Consider the following 17151-nt stretch of genomic DNA (forward strand, 5'->3'; position numbering starts at 1 on the left):
CTCAATGTAGGCGCGGTGCGATGCGTGCGACGGCGTCGGTCACCTGGTTACATGGCGCTGTGCGGCCGGACATCGAATGGCTTGACGATCACGTCATCAGCGGGGTCACCGAATACTCGTTTCGTACCAACTGGTCGGGCCGTCGCGTTCCAGGCGTGTTGTGGCTGCCGCCGCCCGGCTCGGTTGCGGCGCCACTGGTGCTGGTGGGGCACGGTGGCAGTGGGCACAAGCGCAGCGCGCGGGTGGTCGAGCACGCTCGCTGGTTCGCTGAACATGCTGGATGTGCCGTGGTCGCGATCGACGGCCCGTACCACGGAGAGCGGGTACCGGCGCCAATGCCGGCCGAGCAGTATCAGGCCCGGATCGCCGAGGTCGGGATGCAGGTGGTCCTCGACCGGATGGTCGACGACTGGAAGTCGGTCCTTGCTGGTCTTGCCGGCTGCGCCCGGGTCGACGCCGGGCGGCTGGGCTATCTCGGCATGTCGATGGGGGCGCGGTTCGGTCTCGCGCTGGCGGCCGAGCTGAACGACCGGCTGGCCGCGGTGGTCGTCGGGAAGTTCGGCTTGCGGCAGTGTGCTGCCATGCATCCTGGCATGGCCGCACCGACCCGGGTCGCGGTGGACGCGGCTCGTGTCACCGCGCCTCTGATGTTCCACGTCCAGGACGACGATGAGGTCTTCCCCAGCGACGGTCAGCGGGAGTTGTTCGACCTGGTCGGATCCACCAGCAAGCGTCTGGTCATCGAGCCCGGCCGGCACGCGCGCACCACCCCAGTGGCGATTACCGGGTGGCGAACCTTCATCGCCGAGCACCTGACCCACAAAACGATCTAAACCATCAGGCATTGAAAGCTCCCGGACATGCCGATGACAATGCACGTTGACGAGCTCGCTCCGGAGGGGGCGAGAAACAGATTGCATCGGCCTCCTAAGCTCCGCTTCCGTGAGCTCTCGATACGAATCGTTGGTGTTCGACGTAATCCCGGCTGGCTGCAAGCGGGCCGTCGACGTCGGCTGCGGCAACGGTGAACTCACCCGTGAGCTGCATCGACGCGGTGTTCCAGAGATCATGGGCTTGGACCGGGATGAGCCGTGCATTCAGCGGTGCCGGATGCATCCCGAGGCAGGTGACATCCGGTACGTCGTCGGTGACCTCAGCAATGCGGGCCTGACGCCGAAAGGATTCGAGCTTGTCAGCGCGGTGGCCTCGCTGCACCACATGGACGCCCGCGAAGGGCTGCTCCGGCTGCGCAGCCTGGTGGCGCCGGGCGGCGTCCTGATTGTCATCGGGCCGGCTCGGCCAGACCTGCCGAAGGACCTCCCCATCGAGGTCGCGGCTCAGATTGCCGGCTTGTTCCGAAGCCGCCCAACCAGATCCGCGGGCGAGCCTGCGGCACCAATCATTTGGCCGCCACCGGAACGCTATTCCACGATGCGACGGTTAGCCGGCGAACTGCTGCCTGGAGTCCATTGGCGGCGCCACTTGATGTGGCGATACTCCCTGGTATGGGTCAACGGCATGGATCCGGACGCCCACGATATCTGAGGCAATCAATGCGGCATCGAAGCGAAGGGCCGACATCCCGGAGCCGCACTGATCTGCCGCCGACAGTGCGCGCCGACCCTCTCGGGCAAACGCCTCGGTGGCCCGGCCGGTGCCCGCTCCGACATCCGAGGCCAGGCGGCCGTCGATATCGGGCCTGCCGTAGCTCAGCACGTCTCGAAACAGGTCGACGGGGTACGCCGGGCGGACCCGGTCGTCGACGACCTCGCCGCAGACCAGAGCGGGATTCCGGTTCTCCGTCGGCGAAGGGTATGGATGATTGCGGCAAGGGCGTTCCGCGCTGACGGCATCCGGTGCGTGCGGGGCCGGCGCGAGCGTCTTGGTCGCTGCTCGCCGAGCCACTCCCTCGCCGTCCCTACCTCACCGGGTCGGCGGTCGTCCCTATGTCGCCGTAGGTGTTGCGCGGGCGAGGCGGCGGCCAGCATGAGTGCGGCGCCGCGCGCTCGGCCGGCGTCCTGTGGAAGGGAGCCTCTGTGCGATCGACAGTGCGTCGCGTGCTTGCTGTTGTGGCGGCCACCGTGGTGGCGGTGACCGGAGTCAACGTCGCCCCGGCCTTCGCCACGACGGAGACGGGATTCGGGCCGTTCAACTCGAGCGGGGACTGCGGCACCTCGGTCTACATCGACGCGTACAAGATCAAGTATTGGGCCTGCTCGTGGAACATCTCGTCGACGGTGATCACCGGCATCGCCATCCGCAACTACGGGTCGGGCACGCAGACCGTCACCGCCAACTGGCAGCGCTGGTACAACTACATGTCCTCGCAGGCGCACCTGGACAGCCAGCAGACCTACTTCTCCGGCGTGACCATCGACCCCGGCGAGACCTTCACCATCTACAACAACACCGGCCAGAACGGCCCGGCGAGCCTCTGCTCCGACAACTCGGGCTGCTACGCCAAGGGCGCCAAGGGCTACGTCGACGTCAAGGGCACCAAGGGAACCGTGGTGGCGCACGGCGCGTCGGCCTATTCGCCGCTGCAGTCCATCGAGGACTGGTGCCTCGAGGGGCCGGAGATCACCAACTGGCCCGACCTCGACCGCTGCGAAGACCGCTGACACTCACCACCGACGGGCGCCCGGCCGGGCGCCCGTCTACCTCGGCCGGTACTGCTCCATGTTGCGCTTCACCAGATCGACGTACGGGTCGAGCCGGGCCGGTATGCCGCGCGCCTTGACGATCGTCGTCGCCGACGTGCGGTAGGACGCGGCCAGCAGCAGAGCCGGGTCACCCGGGAGGCCGGCCAGCCGGGGTGCCAGGAAGCACAGGTAACGCCCCATCGCCGGGATCGAGATGTCGGGCGGGAACGGCGGTTGCGGCACCACCGCGCGCCGGCCCTCGGGCATGTAGAAGCGCAGCACGCTCGGCGTCCACCGGGCGATGCCGTACTCGTCCTTGACCGGGTCGGCCAGGCCGGCGTCGAAGTTGCTCTCCGCCTGCAGCATCGCGGCGATCAGCACCGGGGAGACGCCCGGCTCGTTGCAGCTGCGTGCCGCCGCGACGATCAGCTGACGGTATTGCGGGGGGATACCGGCGCCGGTGCGCAACAGGTCGGGGCGGTATTCGTCGGCGGTCCGAAGCTCCGGCCCGGCCACCCCGAACAGGGTGGCGGCCAGCAGTAGGAGAAGCACGGCCCGGGCGGCGAACCGGCGGTGGCCGCGGGCGGGCGGCTCGTCGAGCGCGCGGATGCGGGTCAGCACCTCGGCGGCGCCGTGCGCCTGCCGCCGGGCGTGGGTGGGGGCCAGGCAATCTCGTACGATCGGCCGCCACCCGCCCGGCAGCCCGCGCAGGATCAGCTCGCCCTGACCGGCCGCGTACCGGTCGGCGGCCAGCGCCCGGGCCCGCGTCGTCGCTCCCTCGAACGGCAACCGGCCGCTGAGCAGCTGGCACGCGGTGACGCCGAACGCCCAGACGTCGGCGCTCGCCCGCACCGCGAGGCCGCGCTCACCCAACGCCTCCTGGGCGCGCTCGGGCGGCACGTAGTCGGAGGAGCCGACCGGTGGCAGATAGCCGTGGGTGCCCTCCAGCTCCACCGTCAGCCCGAAATCGGAGAGCCGCACCGAACCGTCCGGCATGACCAGAATGTTGTCCGGCTTGAAATCGCCGTGCACCCAACCCGCCGCATGCAACTCGACCAGACCCTCGCAGGCCTCGGCCAGCAACCGCGGCGCCTCCGGCACCGGCCGCCCGCCGGCCTGCCGCAACCGGTCGGCCAGCGACGCGGCGGCCCGCTCCAGCACGATGACGACGGCGCCGTCCAACTCGGGACGGGCCGGGTCGTCCAGAGTCAGCACCTCGAGAGAACGGATCAGCCGGCGACCGGTCAACTCGGCGTGGCCACGGGCCTCCCGTTCGGCCATCTCCCGCAGATGTCCGACCTGCCGTGGCGTGACCGTTCCGGTCGGCAGGAACTTCAGCGCCACCTCGGTGTCACCGTCGGCCGCGGCATACACGCTGCCCCACTGCCCGGTGGCGATCGGCTCGGTGACGACCCAGCGACCGGCCCGGTAACCCGACGGCACCGAGACCGCCCACCCGACGGTCGAGACGTCAGGCGCCATGCACCGACGCGCGCCGCTTCACCCGGGCGGGAAGCAGGTTCAGGTGCTCCTCCCGTACCAGATCGAAGCGCAACGCCAGCGAGACGACCGCCTCCCGCCGGAACCCGCCCGGATCGGCCGCCCGCTCGCCGGCGGCGGCGGTGCGGATCCGCAGCTTTTCCCGGGCCAGATAATCGACGTGGAAATTGACCGCCTCGGCGGTCAGATCCCGGCACGACGGCAGCGGGCGCAGCCGTTCCACCACCGCCGGCACCGAAGGAATCGCCACCACCGATTCGTCCCGCAGCCGCCGCTCGCACAACGCCACCAACACCAGGAAGTACTTCGCCGTCTCGTCGAGCGGGAACGCCGACAACGTGCCGCTGCCGTCACCCGGATCGGTCCGGCGCGGATCGAGGTGCGCGTGCAACGGGGCGAAAACCCGGAAATACACCGGCGCCTGCCGGCCGGGCAGAACCACGCGAGAGATTTCGAACGGTACGGGGGCCCCGACCCGCCCCGGCGTCACCTTGACGTGCTCGCCCGCACCCTCGGGATTCTCGACCACATAGGTCGTCGAACGGCTGTAGTTGGTCAGCGCCCAATAATCCTCGGCCGCCGTCACCTCGCCGGCGAGCCGCGCCACCGCCGGATCGTCGAGCACGAAATCGACAGGAGTGCCCGGAGCGCCGCGCCCGAATCGAACCGAATCCCCGGGCTCCAGCCGCAACAATCGCGGTACGCGCTCATCGCCGGGCAGCTCGATGATCAGCGTCTGCAAGCGAACCCCCAGTCGGCGCAGTGCGCGGCCAAGATACCGGTAACGATGCACGAGGGTCAATATCCGTCCTCGTAGGTGCCGCCGATCGGCCGCGCACCCGATCCTCAGGATGCCTCGCCGCAAGCTGCGAGCGACCTGGGAGAGGTGTCGATGCTGCGTCCCGCGATGCTGATGCTGTCCGTCATGACCCTGGTGCTGGGCGGTGCGGCCGGGCCGGCGCACGCCGAGCCCACCCGTACCGGCCCGGAAGCCGACGTCGTCGTGGTCGGCCAGGGCGACCAGGAGGCCTTCCATCTGCTGATCGCCTCGGACAAGGACGGATACGCCTGGCGTACGGTCGCGTCGCTGAGCGAGCCCGGCGTCGAGACCGACCGCTGGATCGGCAACGTCTGCGTGACCGGCTCCGGCGACCGGGCCGTGGTCGTCTACGCGCCGAGAGCCTGGACCAACTCGCCGGTGCTGGCCGAACGGGGCGGCCTGACCGCCGTGGTCGACCTGCACACCGGAGCGGTCGACAAGGTGCCGGTGCGGTCCTCGCTGGCCTACTTCAGCCCCGGCTGCGGCGCGGGGGAGCAGGCCGTGATCACCCAGTCGCGGGGCGAGGACGACAGCGCCGACGGCAGTGCGGCCCGCACCCGCCTGGTCACGGTGGACACCACCAAGGGCACGACGGGTAAGCCGGTCGACGTCGTCGGGCAGATCACCTCGGCGGTGCCGGCGTCCGGCCGGATCGTCGCGGCGGCGGCCGGTCGGCTGGTCGCGGTCCACCCGGACGGTCGACTCGACACCCTCGCCAAGACCGCCTCGACGCCGTCCCGGATCACCCCCGACCAGGCCGGGGGCGTGGTCTATCTCGACGCGGCGGGGGAGCGCGGGGAGATCCGGCGGGTGCCCGTGACGAGTACGCCTCAGCGCTCCATGCTGCTCGCCGACGGGCCACTGCGCTCCGTCGACGTGCGGGGCGGCGCGCACGGCTCGGTCCAGCTGACCGGGTCGTTGACCCGCCGGGCGGCGCTTCCCCCGGCCGTACGCGTCGTCGACGGCACCGTCCCGCTCGCCACCTCGTCGCTCGGCAAAGTGAGCGTCGACGTCGCCCCGACCGTCACCGAACAACTGAAGACCGCGCCGGAGACGACTTACACCGCGCGGGTGGCGGGCACCGACCGTACGTTTCAAATGACCGCTCGCCCCGGTGAGCGCCCCTCGGCCCGCATCGCCGAAGGCTCGGCCCCGCATCCGCTGAGCGGCCTCGCCCGCACCGCGGGCACCGCCCCCAGATCCCTCGCGGTCGCCGCCGCCGGCAATGACCCGGTCGATGCCGACGCGACCTGCTCGATCGCCCGCAACGACCCGTACACCCAGGTCGAACAGCCGACCCCGCGGCAGGTGGAGTGGGCCGCCGACCAGGCCGTGGTGGGCAACCTGACGCTGACCCGCGACGCCAACTGGCACCAGGCCCACATGAGCACGTCCTGGTCACCGCAGGGCCTGTTCCCGCCGCTCGCGCTCAGCGGCGGCGGCCGCGTCCCGGTGCAGATCTTCCTCGGCGTCATGGCCCAGGAATCCAACCTGTGGCAGGCCTCCGGCCACTCCCTGCCGGGCGTGCCGGGCAACCCGCTGATCGGCAACTACTACGGGCGCGACATCTACGACAAGGACGCCTCGAACGACTGGGACATCGACTTCGCCAAGGCCGACTGCGGCTACGGCGTCACACAGATCACCGATGGCATGCGCAAGGCCGGGCACACCAGGCCCAACGAGGTCGCGCTCAGCCCCACCCGGCAGCGGGCGGTCGCGGTCGACTACGCCACCAACATCGCCGCCGGACTGCGGATCCTGCAGGACAAGTGGAACCAGACCCGGGCGGCCGGAATCATCCACAGCAATGGCGACCCGCAATACCTGGAGAACTGGTTCTTCGCGGTGTGGGCCTACAACAGCGGCCTGCACCCGCAATCGGAAGCGGCCGCCAACAACGGCGCCTGGGGACTGGGCTGGCTGAACAACCCCGTCAACCCGCGCTACCCGGTCAACCGTGGGTTCTTCGGGGCCGCCGGTGCCGACGCGGCGAACCCCGGCAAGTGGCCCTATCCGGAGAAGGTGATCGGTTTCGCCGCCTATTCGATCGCGACCGCGGACGGGCCGGGTTTCCGGGCGGCGTGGTGGACGTCGAACGGCAACCGGGACAAGGCCAAACCGTCGATCGGTACGTTCTGCACGATGGCCGGCGACCACTGCGACCTGGCCGGCCAGTACACCCCGAACGCCGACGACGTGAAAGGCGAGAAGGCCGGCCCGTGCAGCCACATCAACGAGTTCCTGCAGTACGACCTCAAGTGCTGGTGGCATTCGGCGGTGACGTTCAACGACTGCGCCGGCGGGGCGTGCGGGCACGAGCTGCTGCGCTTCGACTCCACCTACGGCGAGCAGCCGGACGGCATCAATTCCACCCCGCACTGCGACAAGTCCGGGCTGCCGGCCGGGGCCCTGGTGGTCGACGACGTGCCGGCCTCGGCCGCCCCGATCCAGACCGGGCAGAGGCCATGCGGCGCCAACTTCGGGCCCAACGCGGGGTCGTTCGCCTTCACGTTCGCCGCCGACTCGCAGGGCCGCTACCCATCCAAGGTCGACACCCACCAGATCGGCGTCGGTCTCGGCGGGCACGCCTGGTTCACCCACACCGTGGCGCCCTACGACCTGGGCGGCAAACTGAAGGTCACCGGCACCTGGACATTCACCAACGCCTACACCGGCTGGGCGCGCGTCCTGGTGCACATGCCGGACGTCGGCGCGCAGACCCAGCAGGCGGCCTACACGATCGGGCTCGGCGGCGGACGCGTCAAAACCCGCTACGCCCTGCAGAACACCCAGCACAACGAGTGGAAATCGCTGGGCGTCATGCAGTTCGCCGGCACGCCCACCATCGCCCTGTCCAACGAGACCTGGGACGGCACCGGCGACGACGACATCGCCTGGGACGCGGTGGCGATCCAGCCGCTCACCGCGAAACCGGCCGACTTCGTGGTGGCGCTCGGCGACTCCTACACGGCCGGCGAAGGCGCCTCCGACGAGAACAACCCCGACTACTACCGCGAAGCCAACGTCGACGAGGGGCACGTGCGAAACAAGTGCCACCGGTCGAAGCAGTCCTGGCCCCGCAAATCCGTGCTGGCCGACAACACCGGTGAGTCGCTCGGCACCCGGGCCGACCGCTTCGACAACACCCTGGACTTCCAGTTCCACGCCTGCTCGATCGCCGAGACCTTCAACCTCAACCCGCGCCACAGCAACGACGACGGGCAGCCCATCCAGAACGCCCTCGGCAAGTGGTCCGGCGGCCAGTGGGGCGAGGTCTCCCAGATCGACAAGGGCTACCTCGACGAGAACACCACCCTCGTCATGCTCTCGATCGGCGGCAACGACGCCCGCTTCAAGGACGTCATCCTTGAATGCCTCGCCCTCGCCGGCCTCAAAGCGTGCCAGGACGCCCACCTCAGCGGCGAATCCGACCCGCTCTCGGTGTCGGTGCCCCGATCCGTCAACGGCCCGGTCAAGGACTCCATCACGCAAACCCTGCGGGAGATCCGCAAACGGGCCCCGAACGCCAAGATCATGCTGATGGGCTACCCGAAACTGTTCGAGAACAACGGCCAATGCGTGATCGGCATCGGAACCGACGAAGCGCCATGGCTCAACCAGATGTCCACCGACATCGTCGCCCCGATGATGAAGGGCGTCGCCGACGGCCTGCGCGCCGGCGGTTTCCCGGTCTACTTCGCCGACCCCACGATCTACTTCGCCGGCCAGGCCATCTGCGGCAGCCCGGAAACCATCCACGGCATCCGCTCCGACGTCAACGAGTCCTTCCACCCGAAACTCGCCGGCACCACCCACTACGCCGACGCCGCGAACGCCACCCTGCGGCAGATGGGCCTTTGACATCCTCTCCGTCCTAACGGACGGAGATTCCCTCCACGCTGCGCGTGGAACACGCGGCGTCCGGGTGGGTTACCGCTTCGCCGCGCGGTGCCGGGACAGAGCCAGGTCACGTCGGGCGTCTGTGGAAGCTGTCGCGATGACCCGCCCGGCACCGAAGAGCTTGGCGAGCTGGACAGCGAGGGAGCCGACGCCCCCGGCCACCGCGTCGGCGTCTTTCACTACCGCCCGCTCGGCGAAGCCGCCACCACCGAAGATCGGTGCGAGCACGCGACGACCGTCAGTCGTCCGACCGACTACCTCGGTGCCCGCGATGAACGCCCCGGATGGCTTGACGATTTTCGTGTGGCCGCCGCGGCGGCCACGCATGTCTGGCGCGAGGTTCTGCTTGCCGACAACGCCCCGCCGGAGTTGGGCCGGCGTCGACCGGGCGACCGCCCCGTGACCGGAAACGCGCCGAGCGGCGGTGTCCCGGACCTGCTCAGGCCCCATCGATCGGTCGCCGGCTCTGGACCAGCGGCACGGGCTCGTCGATCAGAACAGGGTTGCCCTCGGTCGACAGGGCGCCGTCCTGTCGCGTGTATCGCTGGGCGAGCAGGACGCCCCGGTCGTGGCCGATCTGGTAGCCCTCGACAAAGACCGCTTCACTGCGCCGGCCTTCGTGCGTGTAGTAGCCGTCCCATGCCAGCGCCACACAGGTGACGTCGTGCTCGACCACGCGCAGTGCCGTACGCCCGGCGGCAAGACCTTCCTGGAGATCTGCCCCTTCGCCGGCCAGGAACCTCGTCAAACCGCGACCCTTCGGGCTGTCCGAGAACGCGAAGGGCGTGAAGCCCTCGTCGGAGAGCCCGGCATTTTCCACCGCATAGTCCAGCGCGGCGAATATCAGGTCTGCGCTTGCTGCGCTCATCTCATCCAGCACGGTCATCGCACGATTCTCCCAGATGATGATCGTCCGACACTCCGGTCGCTGGACGGAGCGGCTTTTGCGACACGTAGTTTTGTCGCCTGCCCGCTCATCGGCCCGGGTTGCGGGCCCCTGAGCAGCTCGACGCCCGGCTTCCATCCCGTCACGCTCGGTTCTCCGGGTTTGTTCCCCAGCCCAGTGACCAGCTGGGTCCCGGCACTTCACCGGCGGCGTCGGTGAAGGCGCGCAGTGCGGTCAGCAGAGGACCGGGGGCACTGCCCGGCATGGCGCTCAGAATGCGGCTGATCTCTTCTCGCCGGGCGGCGGTGATCTGCTGGACCAGGTGTTCGCCGGGCGGGGTCAGTGACACCCGTACGGCGCGGCGGTCGTCAGGGTCCCGGTCGCGCCGCACCAGGCCGCGGCGTTGCAGCCGGTCGCAGTTGCGGGTGGCGTTGGAGCTGTTCACCTCGAGCAGTTCGGCCAGGTCGGCGACGCGTTGCGGGCCGTGCGCGGCGAGCACGACCAGGGCTCGGTGCTGGGCCAGAGTGATCTCGGCGTTTCCGGCGGCCAGGGAGCGGGCGGCCACCGCCACCAGCACCCGGCTGGCGGTGAGGAACGCCTCGACGAGGTGGTCGTCGACCGGGTGATCCAGGTCAGGGGAGCGGGGCACAAAAACTTTCATGCCCAGCGCATACGTGCGCTACGCACGGGTAGGCACGAAATGTTCGCGGCGGTTCCTGGGGAGGTGTGCGGTGGCATTGAGGATCGAGGATTACGGCCTGATCGGCGATCTGCAGACGGCGGCGCTGGTCGGCCGGGACGGATCGATCGACTGGATGTGCCTGCCCCGGTTCGACGCGCCGGCGTGTTTCGCCGCGCTGCTCGGCGACGAGCGGGCCGGGTTCTGGCGCCTCGCGCCGGCCGCCGGAGGACTGTCCACGCGCCGCCGCTACCGCGGCGACTCCCTGATCCTCGAGACGGAATGGGACACCCCCGAAGGATCGGTACGGGTGGTCGACACGATGCCGCCGCGCGGGGAGACCGCCGACGTCGTGCGGGTGGTGGAAGGCATCAGCGGCCGGGTGCCGATGCGCCTGGCGTTGCGGCTGCGCTTCGACTACGGCCGCATCGTGCCGTGGGTCCGGCACCGTGCCGGCCAGCTCGCCGCGGTCGCCGGTCCGGACGCCGCGTGGCTGCACACTCCAGTCCCTGTTCACGGCGAAGACTTCGCGACCCATGCCGAGTTCACGGTGTCAGCCGGGCAGCGGGTGCCGTTCGTGCTGACCTACCGCCCGTCCCACGAACCGAGAGCCGACCCGGTGGACGCCGAGCAGGCACTGCGTCGCACCGAGGACTTCTGGACGTCGTGGATGAGTCGGCTGCGCTACGACGGCAAGTGGGACCAGGCCGTACGCCGCTCGTTGGTGACCCTGAAAGCGCTTACCTACGCCCCGACCGGCGGGATCGTCGCCGCCGCCACCACGTCCCTGCCCGAACAGCTGGGCGGACCGCGTAACTGGGACTACCGATTCTGCTGGCTGCGCGACGCCACGTTCACCCTGCAGGCGCTGCTCGGCTCCGGCTTCGTCGCCGAGGCCAGGGCATGGCGCGAATGGTTGCTGCGAGCTGCCGCCGGCGACCCGGCCGATCTGCGGATCATGTACGGCATCGACGGCACCCGCCGGCTGCCGGAATACACCCTCGACTGGCTGGCCGGCTATCAAGGGGCGACGCCGGTGCGGGCCGGCAACGCAGCGTCCGGCCAGTTCCAACTCGACGTGTGGGGCGAGGTCCTCGACGGGCTGCACGAAGCACGTCAAACCGGCCTGCAGGCCGACGAGGACGCCTGGGACCTGCAACGAGCGCTGCTCGACTACCTGGAGGGCCACTGGGCGGAGGAGGACAACGGCCTGTGGGAGGTGCGCGGCGACCGCCGGCACTTCGTACACTCCAAAGTGATGGCGTGGGCCGGCCTGGACCGGGCCGTGCAGGCGGTGGAACGGTTCGGCCTCGACGGACCCGTCGATCGGTGGCGCGCCACCCGCGACACGATCCACGCTCAGGTGTGCGAGCGCGGCTTCGACGCCGAACGCAACACGTTCACCCAGTTCTACGGCTCGTCCGGGCTCGACGCCGCCCTGCTGCTCATCCCGCGCGTCGGCTTCCTGCCCTGGCACGACCCGCGCGTCGCCGGCACCGTCGACGCGGTGCGACGGGAACTCAGCTCCGACGGGTTCCTGTTGCGCTACCGGCCGCAGGCCGACGGCAACGTCGACGGCCTGCCCGGCGCCGAAGGCGCGTTCCTCACCTGCACGTTCTGGCTGGCCGACGCCCTGCACGGCATCGGCCGCGAACGCCAGGCGCACGAGCTGTTCGAACGCCTGCTCAGCCTGCGCAACGACCTCGGACTGCTCAGCGAGGAGTACGACCCGGCCACCGGCCGGCAGCTCGGCAACATCCCCCAGGCCTTCAGCCACGTCGGACTGGTCAACGCGGCCCGCCACCTGTCCACGGCGAGGCCCGCCCGCGACGCCACGAGAGATGAGCACTGATGCGCGCCCTGACCGTGATCCCCCGGCAAAAAGACTCCATCGCCGTCCGTGACGTGCCCGACCCGCAACCCGCGGACGGTGAACTGCTTGTCGACGGCCTCGCCGTCGGCGTGTGCGGCACCGACAAGGAGATCGCCGCCGGCGAGTACGGCTGGGCGCCGTCCGGCCGCGAGCGCCTCGTCATCGGCCACGAATCACTCGGCCGCGTGCGCACGGCGCCGGCCGGCAGCGGCTTCACCGCCGGTGACCTCGTCGTCGGCGTCGTGCGTCGCCCCGACCCGGTGCCCTGCGGGGCCTGTGCCCACGGGCAGTTCGACATGTGCCGTAACGGCCGCTACACCGAACGCGGCATCAAACAACTCGACGGGTACGCCGGCCAGGCCTGGACGGTCGAGGCCGACTACGCCGTCAAACTCGATCCGCGGCTGGCCGAGGTCGGCATGCTCCTGGAGCCCACCAGCGTGGTCGCCAAGGCCTGGGACGAGGTCGACCGGGTCGGTGCCCGCGCCTGGTACGAACCGAGGACGGCGCTGATCACCGGGGCCGGGCCGATCGGCCTGCTCGCCGCCCTGCTCGCCGTGCAGCGTGGCCTCGACGTGCACGTCCTGGACCGGGTCACCGGCGGCCTCAAGCCGGCCCTGGTGCGCGACCTCGGCGCCAGCTATCACCACGACGACGTCGACCGGGTGGCCGCGAAGATCAGGCCGGACGTGGTCATCGAGGCCACCGGCGCCGGACCGGTGATCTTCGCCGCCGCCGCGCACACCGCCCCGTACGGCATCCTCTGTCTCACCGGCGTCTCCTCAGCCGGACACACCCTCAAACTCGACGCCGGGAAGCTGAATCGCGACATCGTCCTGGAGAACGACGTCATCATCGGTTCGGTCAACGCCAACCTCTCCCACTACGCCGCCGCAGCCGACGCCCTCGGTCAAGCGGACACCGGCTGGCTGACCCGGCTGATCACCCGCCGCGTCCCGCTCGAATCGTTCACCCACGCCGTCACCGCCACCGACGACGACGTCAAGGTCGTCATCACTCTCGACGGGAGCGGATCATGACCGCCGACCTGTCCACCCGCGCTCCCGCACGGCCCCGGGGCGGCGGTGATCGTCGACTCAGGGCCTCGGCGGCCTTTCCGGATCGGTTTCTCGCTCGACTCCTTCTACGTCGACGTCGCCCTCCCGGGGAAGAGCCGGCCACGGCTGAGCCTTCGAAGGACTTCCGAACGGTACGACCTGGCACGACGCCTCGATGGTCAGCGCGAGTTCGACCAGCCGCGGTGTCAACATCGCGGACGTGCTGCGCAGGCACGCGTTTGACGAGGCGTAGCCGGTCGAGGTCGGGTTCGGTGTAGAGCCGGCACCGGCCGTCGCCGCGGGCGCTCGGGATGACCAGGCCGGCTTCCTCGTAGTGCCGGATGGTGCGGATGCTGAGGCCGACGCGTTCGGCGGCCTCAGCATCCGATCTGCCTGTGCCGTCCGGTCATCGCACCGGTGTGCCCGGCTTCCATCAGTGGCCGACTTTCAACTTGCCCGCGAGGTTCTCGTGGAATCTGGCACTCTCGGAGTTGAGGCCGATGATCTCCACCTGCTTGTTGCGCGACGCGTATTTGGTGGTGATCGCGTCGAGGGCGGCCACCGAGGAGGCGTCCCAGATGTGGGCGCCGGTCATGTCGATGACGACCCGGTCGGGATCGTTCGCGTAGTCGAACTGGTAGACCAGATCGTTGCTGGAGGCGAAGAAGAGCTCCCCGCGCACGTGGTAGATCCGGGCGCCGCTGTCGGGATCCGGAGCGCTGGTCACCTCGGCGAAGCGGGCGACCCGGCGGGCGAAGATCACCATGGCGGCGAGGACACCGAGGACGACCCCGATGGCGAGGTTGTGCGTCGCCAGGGTGCCGGCGACGGTGAGCAGCATGACGATGATCTCGCCGGCCGGCATCCGGTTGAGTGTGGCCGGGGCGATGCTGTGCCAGTCGAACGTGCCCACCGAGACCATGATCATGACGGCGACCAGAGCGGCCATCGGGATCAGCGCGACCACGTCACCGAGCGCCACTACAAGGATCAGCAGGAACACGCCGGCGAGGAACGTCGACAGGCGGGTACGCGCACCGGAAGCCTTCACGTTGATCATCGTCTGGCCGATCATGGCGCAGCCGCCCATGCCGCCGAAGAAACCGGTGACGATGTTCGCGACGCCCTGACCCCAGGATTCGCGGGTCTTGTTCGAGTGGGTGTCGGTGATGTCATCGACCAGTTTTGCCGTCATCAGCGATTCCATCAGTCCGACCAGGGCTATCGCCAGGGCGTACGGGGCGATCGTGGACAGCGTGCCGGGAGTGAACGGCACGTCGGGCAGGCCGAGTACCGGCAGGCTGTCAGGCAGCGTGCCCTCGTCCCCGACATTCGGCACGGCCACGTGCGTGACGATGACGGAGGCGGTCAGCAGGATGATGGCAACCAGCGGCGCCGGGACGGCAGTTGTCGCCTTGGGCAGGAACCACATGATCGCCAGAGCGACCGCGACCAGGGGGTAGACCAGCCACGGCACGCCGATCAGGTGCGGCAGCTGGGCCGTGAAGATCAGGATGGCGAGCGCGTTGACGAAGCCGACCATGACGCTGCGCGGGATGAACCGCATCAGCTTCGCGACCCCAGCCACGGCCAGGATCACCTGGAACAAACCGCCGAGGATCACCGCGGCGACCAGATAGCCGAGTCCGTGCTCCTTCGCGAGCGGGGCGACGACCAGGGCGACAGCGCCGGTCGCCGCGGAGATCATCGCCGGGCGGCCACCGGTGAAGGCGATCGTGACCGCCATGGTGAACGAGGCGAAGAGACCGATCTTCGGATCGACCCCGGCCAAGATCGAGAAAGAGATCGCTTCGGGAATCAGCGCGAGCGCGACAACCAGACCGGCGAGCACCTCGGTGCGCAGCACCCGTGGCGAGGACAGCCAGTCAGGACGGGACATGCGCGAAGGGCGCACTGCCGACGGCAGCGACGACATAGAACTCATTTCGACTCGACGGGTACGGCGCTGAAGCCGCACACGGCACACCCGCGACCGATGTGCCTGCTGGGACCTGCTACGGAGACCGGGGGAGTGAGCCACGGTCGATTCAGCGGCATCGCCACCGAACGTCTGTGCCCGGAGAAACGCCGGTGCCCGGAGAGCAGCTTCCGGCGACCCTCGGAACCCTACCTTCCGGGAAGGGGAGAGTAGGTCGCGCCGGGCGTGGCTATGATCACCCGACTCTCCCGGGTTCGACAAATCATTGCCACAGTGCATCTTTCCCAGGATTGCCTATGGCGGCAGAAGACACTAAAAGTCCTGTTCCAAGCGGTGTCGACCGGAGGTGGCTCTGTGCGGAACGGAGCACCATCCGAAAATTAGGTGCATGGGTGAACCGATTCGGATTCACGACCGTACCTGTAGCCGACGGTGCCAGGTCTCCGGAGGTTTCCATGTTCCGTACGTCCGCATTACGCCTTGGTGGCTTGACCGCTGCGGCGTTCGCGCTTGCCCTCGTCGCTCTCGTGCCCGCTCCGGCATCGGCGGCGCCCTCGCCCACCCAGCTCAACGCCGCCGACATGACGCTGCTCAACGGCGTCCGGCAGGCCGGCCTGTGGGAGATCCCGGCCGGGCAGATGGCCGCGCAGAAAGGCCAGAACGAAAAAGTACGCCAGGTCGGGCAGATGATCGCCGACCAGCATGTCCAGCTCGACCAGCTGGTCGTCGACGCCGCGAACAAGCTCGGCACGACGATCCCCTCCACCCCGACCGCGCAGCAGCAGGGATTCCTGACCGAGATGCAGAACAACAAGGGCATCCAGTTCGACCAGTCCTTCGTGACCCGGCTACGGGCGGCCCACGGCTTCATCTTCCCGGTCATCGGTGCGGTGCGTGCTTCGACCCGCAATCCGATCGTCCGCGAACTGGCCGACCAGGCGAACGTCTTCGTGATGCATCACATGCAGATGCTGGAGACCACCGGCCTGGTGCAGTACGAGAAGTTGCCACCGGCAGCCATGCCACCGGCCCAGGACCTGTCGGCGATGGGTATCGCCGTGGCGAACACCGGGGTGACTCCGCCGGTCAGCCCGATCGTCCTCTGGATCGTGCTGGCCGCGGCGATCGCCGCCGTCGGGACCGTCGGTGTGCGGATGATGCGCGCCCGGGCTTGACGTCCGCCCGGGGCGAGCGCCGGGCTCGCCCGGCACGCCATCGGTGCTCCGCGACTATTACGGTGACACCGCAGATGGACGGCGGTGGGATGACAACCGGAACGAAGGTCATGTCACAGTGGGACCCGTGATTTCCGAGACGGCGCCATCCGCGAGCGAGGACGAGGTGGTTGGCGCGTTGCTCGCGCTCAGCCGCGTGTTTGTGGGTCTGGCCGCCCGCTCGCTGGCCGACCTCGACGAGGAAGTGACGTTGCCCCAGTTCCGGGCACTGGTCGTGCTCGTCTCGCGGGGTCCGCAGCGCATCGTCGACCTCGCCGACGAACTCGCGGTCACCTCGTCGACCGCGGTACGGATGTGCAACCGGCTGGTACGCAAGGATCTCGTGGCCCGGCAGGAGCGCCCGGACGACCGGCGGGCCGCCTGGGTGACCCTCACCCCGGCCGGACGAGACCTGGTCGGCGAGGTCACCCGCCGCCGCCGGACCTCCATCGCGGCCCTGGTCTCGGATCTCTCGATAACCCGGCCCCTGGCTTTCGCCTCCGTCCTCAACGCGCTCGTCGAGGCGGCCGGGGAGGTGTCCGACGCGGAATGGCAGCGGCGATGGAGCAACGCGGTGGGAGACGACGACGCCTCGCAGCGCGACTGCTGACCTGCCCGGGTGTGCCCTCGAGAGGCC

14 protein-coding genes and 1 pseudogene are annotated in these 17151 nt (G+C 69.3%); 8 read left to right on the plus strand and 7 right to left on the minus strand.

The features are described 5' to 3' along the window. The 3 genes from Afe05nite_RS36065 to Afe05nite_RS36075 form a co-directional block, all read left to right on the plus strand. The coding region (locus tag Afe05nite_RS36065; RefSeq protein ID WP_203821793.1) for a dienelactone hydrolase family protein at positions 1-833 on the plus strand (833 nt) is incomplete at its 5' end. Between the two features lie 133 nt (positions 834-966). Continuing rightward, complete coding sequence (locus Afe05nite_RS36070) at positions 967-1545, plus strand: class I SAM-dependent methyltransferase (protein ID WP_203821794.1); 579 nt, start codon at positions 967-969, stop codon at positions 1543-1545. A gap of 512 nt (positions 1546-2057) precedes the next feature. Then, entirely contained in the window at positions 2058-2621 is a 564-nt protein-coding gene (locus Afe05nite_RS36075) for a hypothetical protein (protein ID WP_203821795.1), read from the plus strand. Between the two features lie 36 nt (positions 2622-2657). Here the strand turns inward: Afe05nite_RS36075 and Afe05nite_RS36080 are convergent, their stop codons facing one another. Both Afe05nite_RS36080 and Afe05nite_RS36085 read right to left on the minus strand, forming a co-directional pair. Then, positions 2658-4124, minus strand: coding sequence for a protein kinase domain-containing protein (locus Afe05nite_RS36080; protein WP_203821796.1), 1467 nt, complete (start codon positions 4122-4124; stop codon positions 2658-2660). Beyond that, positions 4114-4884: an FHA domain-containing protein gene (locus Afe05nite_RS36085; protein WP_239118455.1), complete on the minus strand. Its 771-nt coding sequence runs from the start codon at positions 4882-4884 to the stop codon at positions 4114-4116. The genes Afe05nite_RS36080 and Afe05nite_RS36085 overlap by 11 nt, the downstream gene beginning before the upstream one ends. A gap of 150 nt (positions 4885-5034) precedes the next feature. On the opposite strand from Afe05nite_RS36085, the gene Afe05nite_RS36090 reads away from it, so the two are divergent. After that, the gene (locus Afe05nite_RS36090; protein ID WP_203821797.1) at positions 5035-8826 is read left to right on the plus strand and encodes a GDSL-type esterase/lipase family protein; all 3792 of its coding nucleotides are present in this window, start codon (positions 5035-5037) and stop codon (positions 8824-8826) included. A gap of 69 nt (positions 8827-8895) precedes the next feature. Here Afe05nite_RS36090 and Afe05nite_RS36095 read toward each other — a convergent pair whose 3' ends face one another. From Afe05nite_RS36095 to Afe05nite_RS36105, 3 genes are all read right to left on the minus strand, one after another. After that, positions 8896-9093: a zinc-binding dehydrogenase gene (locus tag Afe05nite_RS36095; protein WP_203821798.1), complete on the minus strand. Its 198-nt coding sequence runs from the start codon at positions 9091-9093 to the stop codon at positions 8896-8898. 211 nt (positions 9094-9304) lie between these two features. Continuing rightward, positions 9305-9751: a hypothetical protein gene (locus Afe05nite_RS36100; RefSeq protein ID WP_203821799.1), complete on the minus strand. Its 447-nt coding sequence runs from the start codon at positions 9749-9751 to the stop codon at positions 9305-9307. A 142-nt stretch (positions 9752-9893) separates the two neighbouring features. Beyond that, a complete protein-coding gene (locus Afe05nite_RS36105) occupies positions 9894-10412 on the minus strand; it encodes a MarR family winged helix-turn-helix transcriptional regulator (protein WP_203821800.1) in 519 nt (172 codons plus the stop codon). Positions 10413-10482: 70 nt separating this feature from the next. Between Afe05nite_RS36105 and Afe05nite_RS36110 the strand changes: the two genes are divergently transcribed. Then, on the plus strand, positions 10483-12282 hold the full coding sequence (locus Afe05nite_RS36110; protein ID WP_203821801.1) for a glycoside hydrolase family 15 protein: 1800 nt from the start codon (positions 10483-10485) through the stop codon (positions 12280-12282). After that, on the plus strand, positions 12282-13343 hold the full coding sequence (locus tag Afe05nite_RS36115; RefSeq protein WP_203821802.1) for a glucose 1-dehydrogenase: 1062 nt from the start codon (positions 12282-12284) through the stop codon (positions 13341-13343). Before Afe05nite_RS36110 ends, Afe05nite_RS36115 begins: the two co-directional genes overlap by 1 nt. Positions 13344-13593: 250 nt before the next feature. Here the strand turns inward: Afe05nite_RS36115 and Afe05nite_RS44220 are convergent. Both Afe05nite_RS44220 and Afe05nite_RS36125 read right to left on the minus strand, forming a co-directional pair. After that, positions 13594-13740, minus strand: a pseudogene (locus Afe05nite_RS44220) (MerR family transcriptional regulator); the annotation flags it as partial. 54 nt (positions 13741-13794) lie between these two features. Next, positions 13795-15297 carry a SulP family inorganic anion transporter gene (locus Afe05nite_RS36125; RefSeq protein WP_203821876.1) on the minus strand — a complete coding sequence of 501 codons (1503 nt, stop codon included), beginning with the start codon at positions 15295-15297 and terminating at the stop codon, positions 13795-13797. A 458-nt stretch (positions 15298-15755) separates the two neighbouring features. Between Afe05nite_RS36125 and Afe05nite_RS36130 the strand changes: the two genes are divergently transcribed. Both Afe05nite_RS36130 and Afe05nite_RS36135 read left to right on the plus strand, forming a co-directional pair. Beyond that, on the plus strand, positions 15756-16475 hold the full coding sequence (locus tag Afe05nite_RS36130) for a DUF4142 domain-containing protein (RefSeq protein ID WP_203821803.1): 720 nt from the start codon (positions 15756-15758) through the stop codon (positions 16473-16475). Positions 16476-16602: 127 nt separating this feature from the next. After that, the gene (locus Afe05nite_RS36135; protein ID WP_239118456.1) at positions 16603-17124 is read left to right on the plus strand and encodes a MarR family winged helix-turn-helix transcriptional regulator; all 522 of its coding nucleotides are present in this window, start codon (positions 16603-16605) and stop codon (positions 17122-17124) included. Positions 17125-17151 lie beyond the last annotated feature (27 nt).

It is taken from the genome of Paractinoplanes ferrugineus (genome assembly GCF_016862195.1).
GTDB classification, from domain to species: domain Bacteria; phylum Actinomycetota; class Actinomycetes; order Mycobacteriales; family Micromonosporaceae; genus Actinoplanes; species Actinoplanes ferrugineus.

What these genes read in the sequence shown, in the direction of transcription:
- Afe05nite_RS36080 (WP_203821796.1), bottom strand. Translation starts at nt 4,124, where the DNA reads ATGGCGCCTGACGTCTCGACCGTCGGGTGGGCGGTCTCGGTGCCGTCG.
- Afe05nite_RS36090 (WP_203821797.1), top strand. Translation starts at nt 5,035, where the DNA reads ATGCTGCGTCCCGCGATGCTGATGCTGTCCGTCATGACCCTGGTGCTG.
- Afe05nite_RS36100 (WP_203821799.1), bottom strand. Translation starts at nt 9,751, where the DNA reads ATGACCGTGCTGGATGAGATGAGCGCAGCAAGCGCAGACCTGATATTC.
- Afe05nite_RS36105 (WP_203821800.1), bottom strand. Translation starts at nt 10,412, where the DNA reads ATGAAAGTTTTTGTGCCCCGCTCCCCTGACCTGGATCACCCGGTCGAC.
- Afe05nite_RS36115 (WP_203821802.1), top strand. Translation starts at nt 12,282, where the DNA reads ATGCGCGCCCTGACCGTGATCCCCCGGCAAAAAGACTCCATCGCCGTC.
- Afe05nite_RS36125 (WP_203821876.1), bottom strand. Translation starts at nt 15,297, where the DNA reads ATGTCGTCGCTGCCGTCGGCAGTGCGCCCTTCGCGCATGTCCCGTCCT.
- Afe05nite_RS36130 (WP_203821803.1), top strand. Translation starts at nt 15,756, where the DNA reads ATGTTCCGTACGTCCGCATTACGCCTTGGTGGCTTGACCGCTGCGGCG.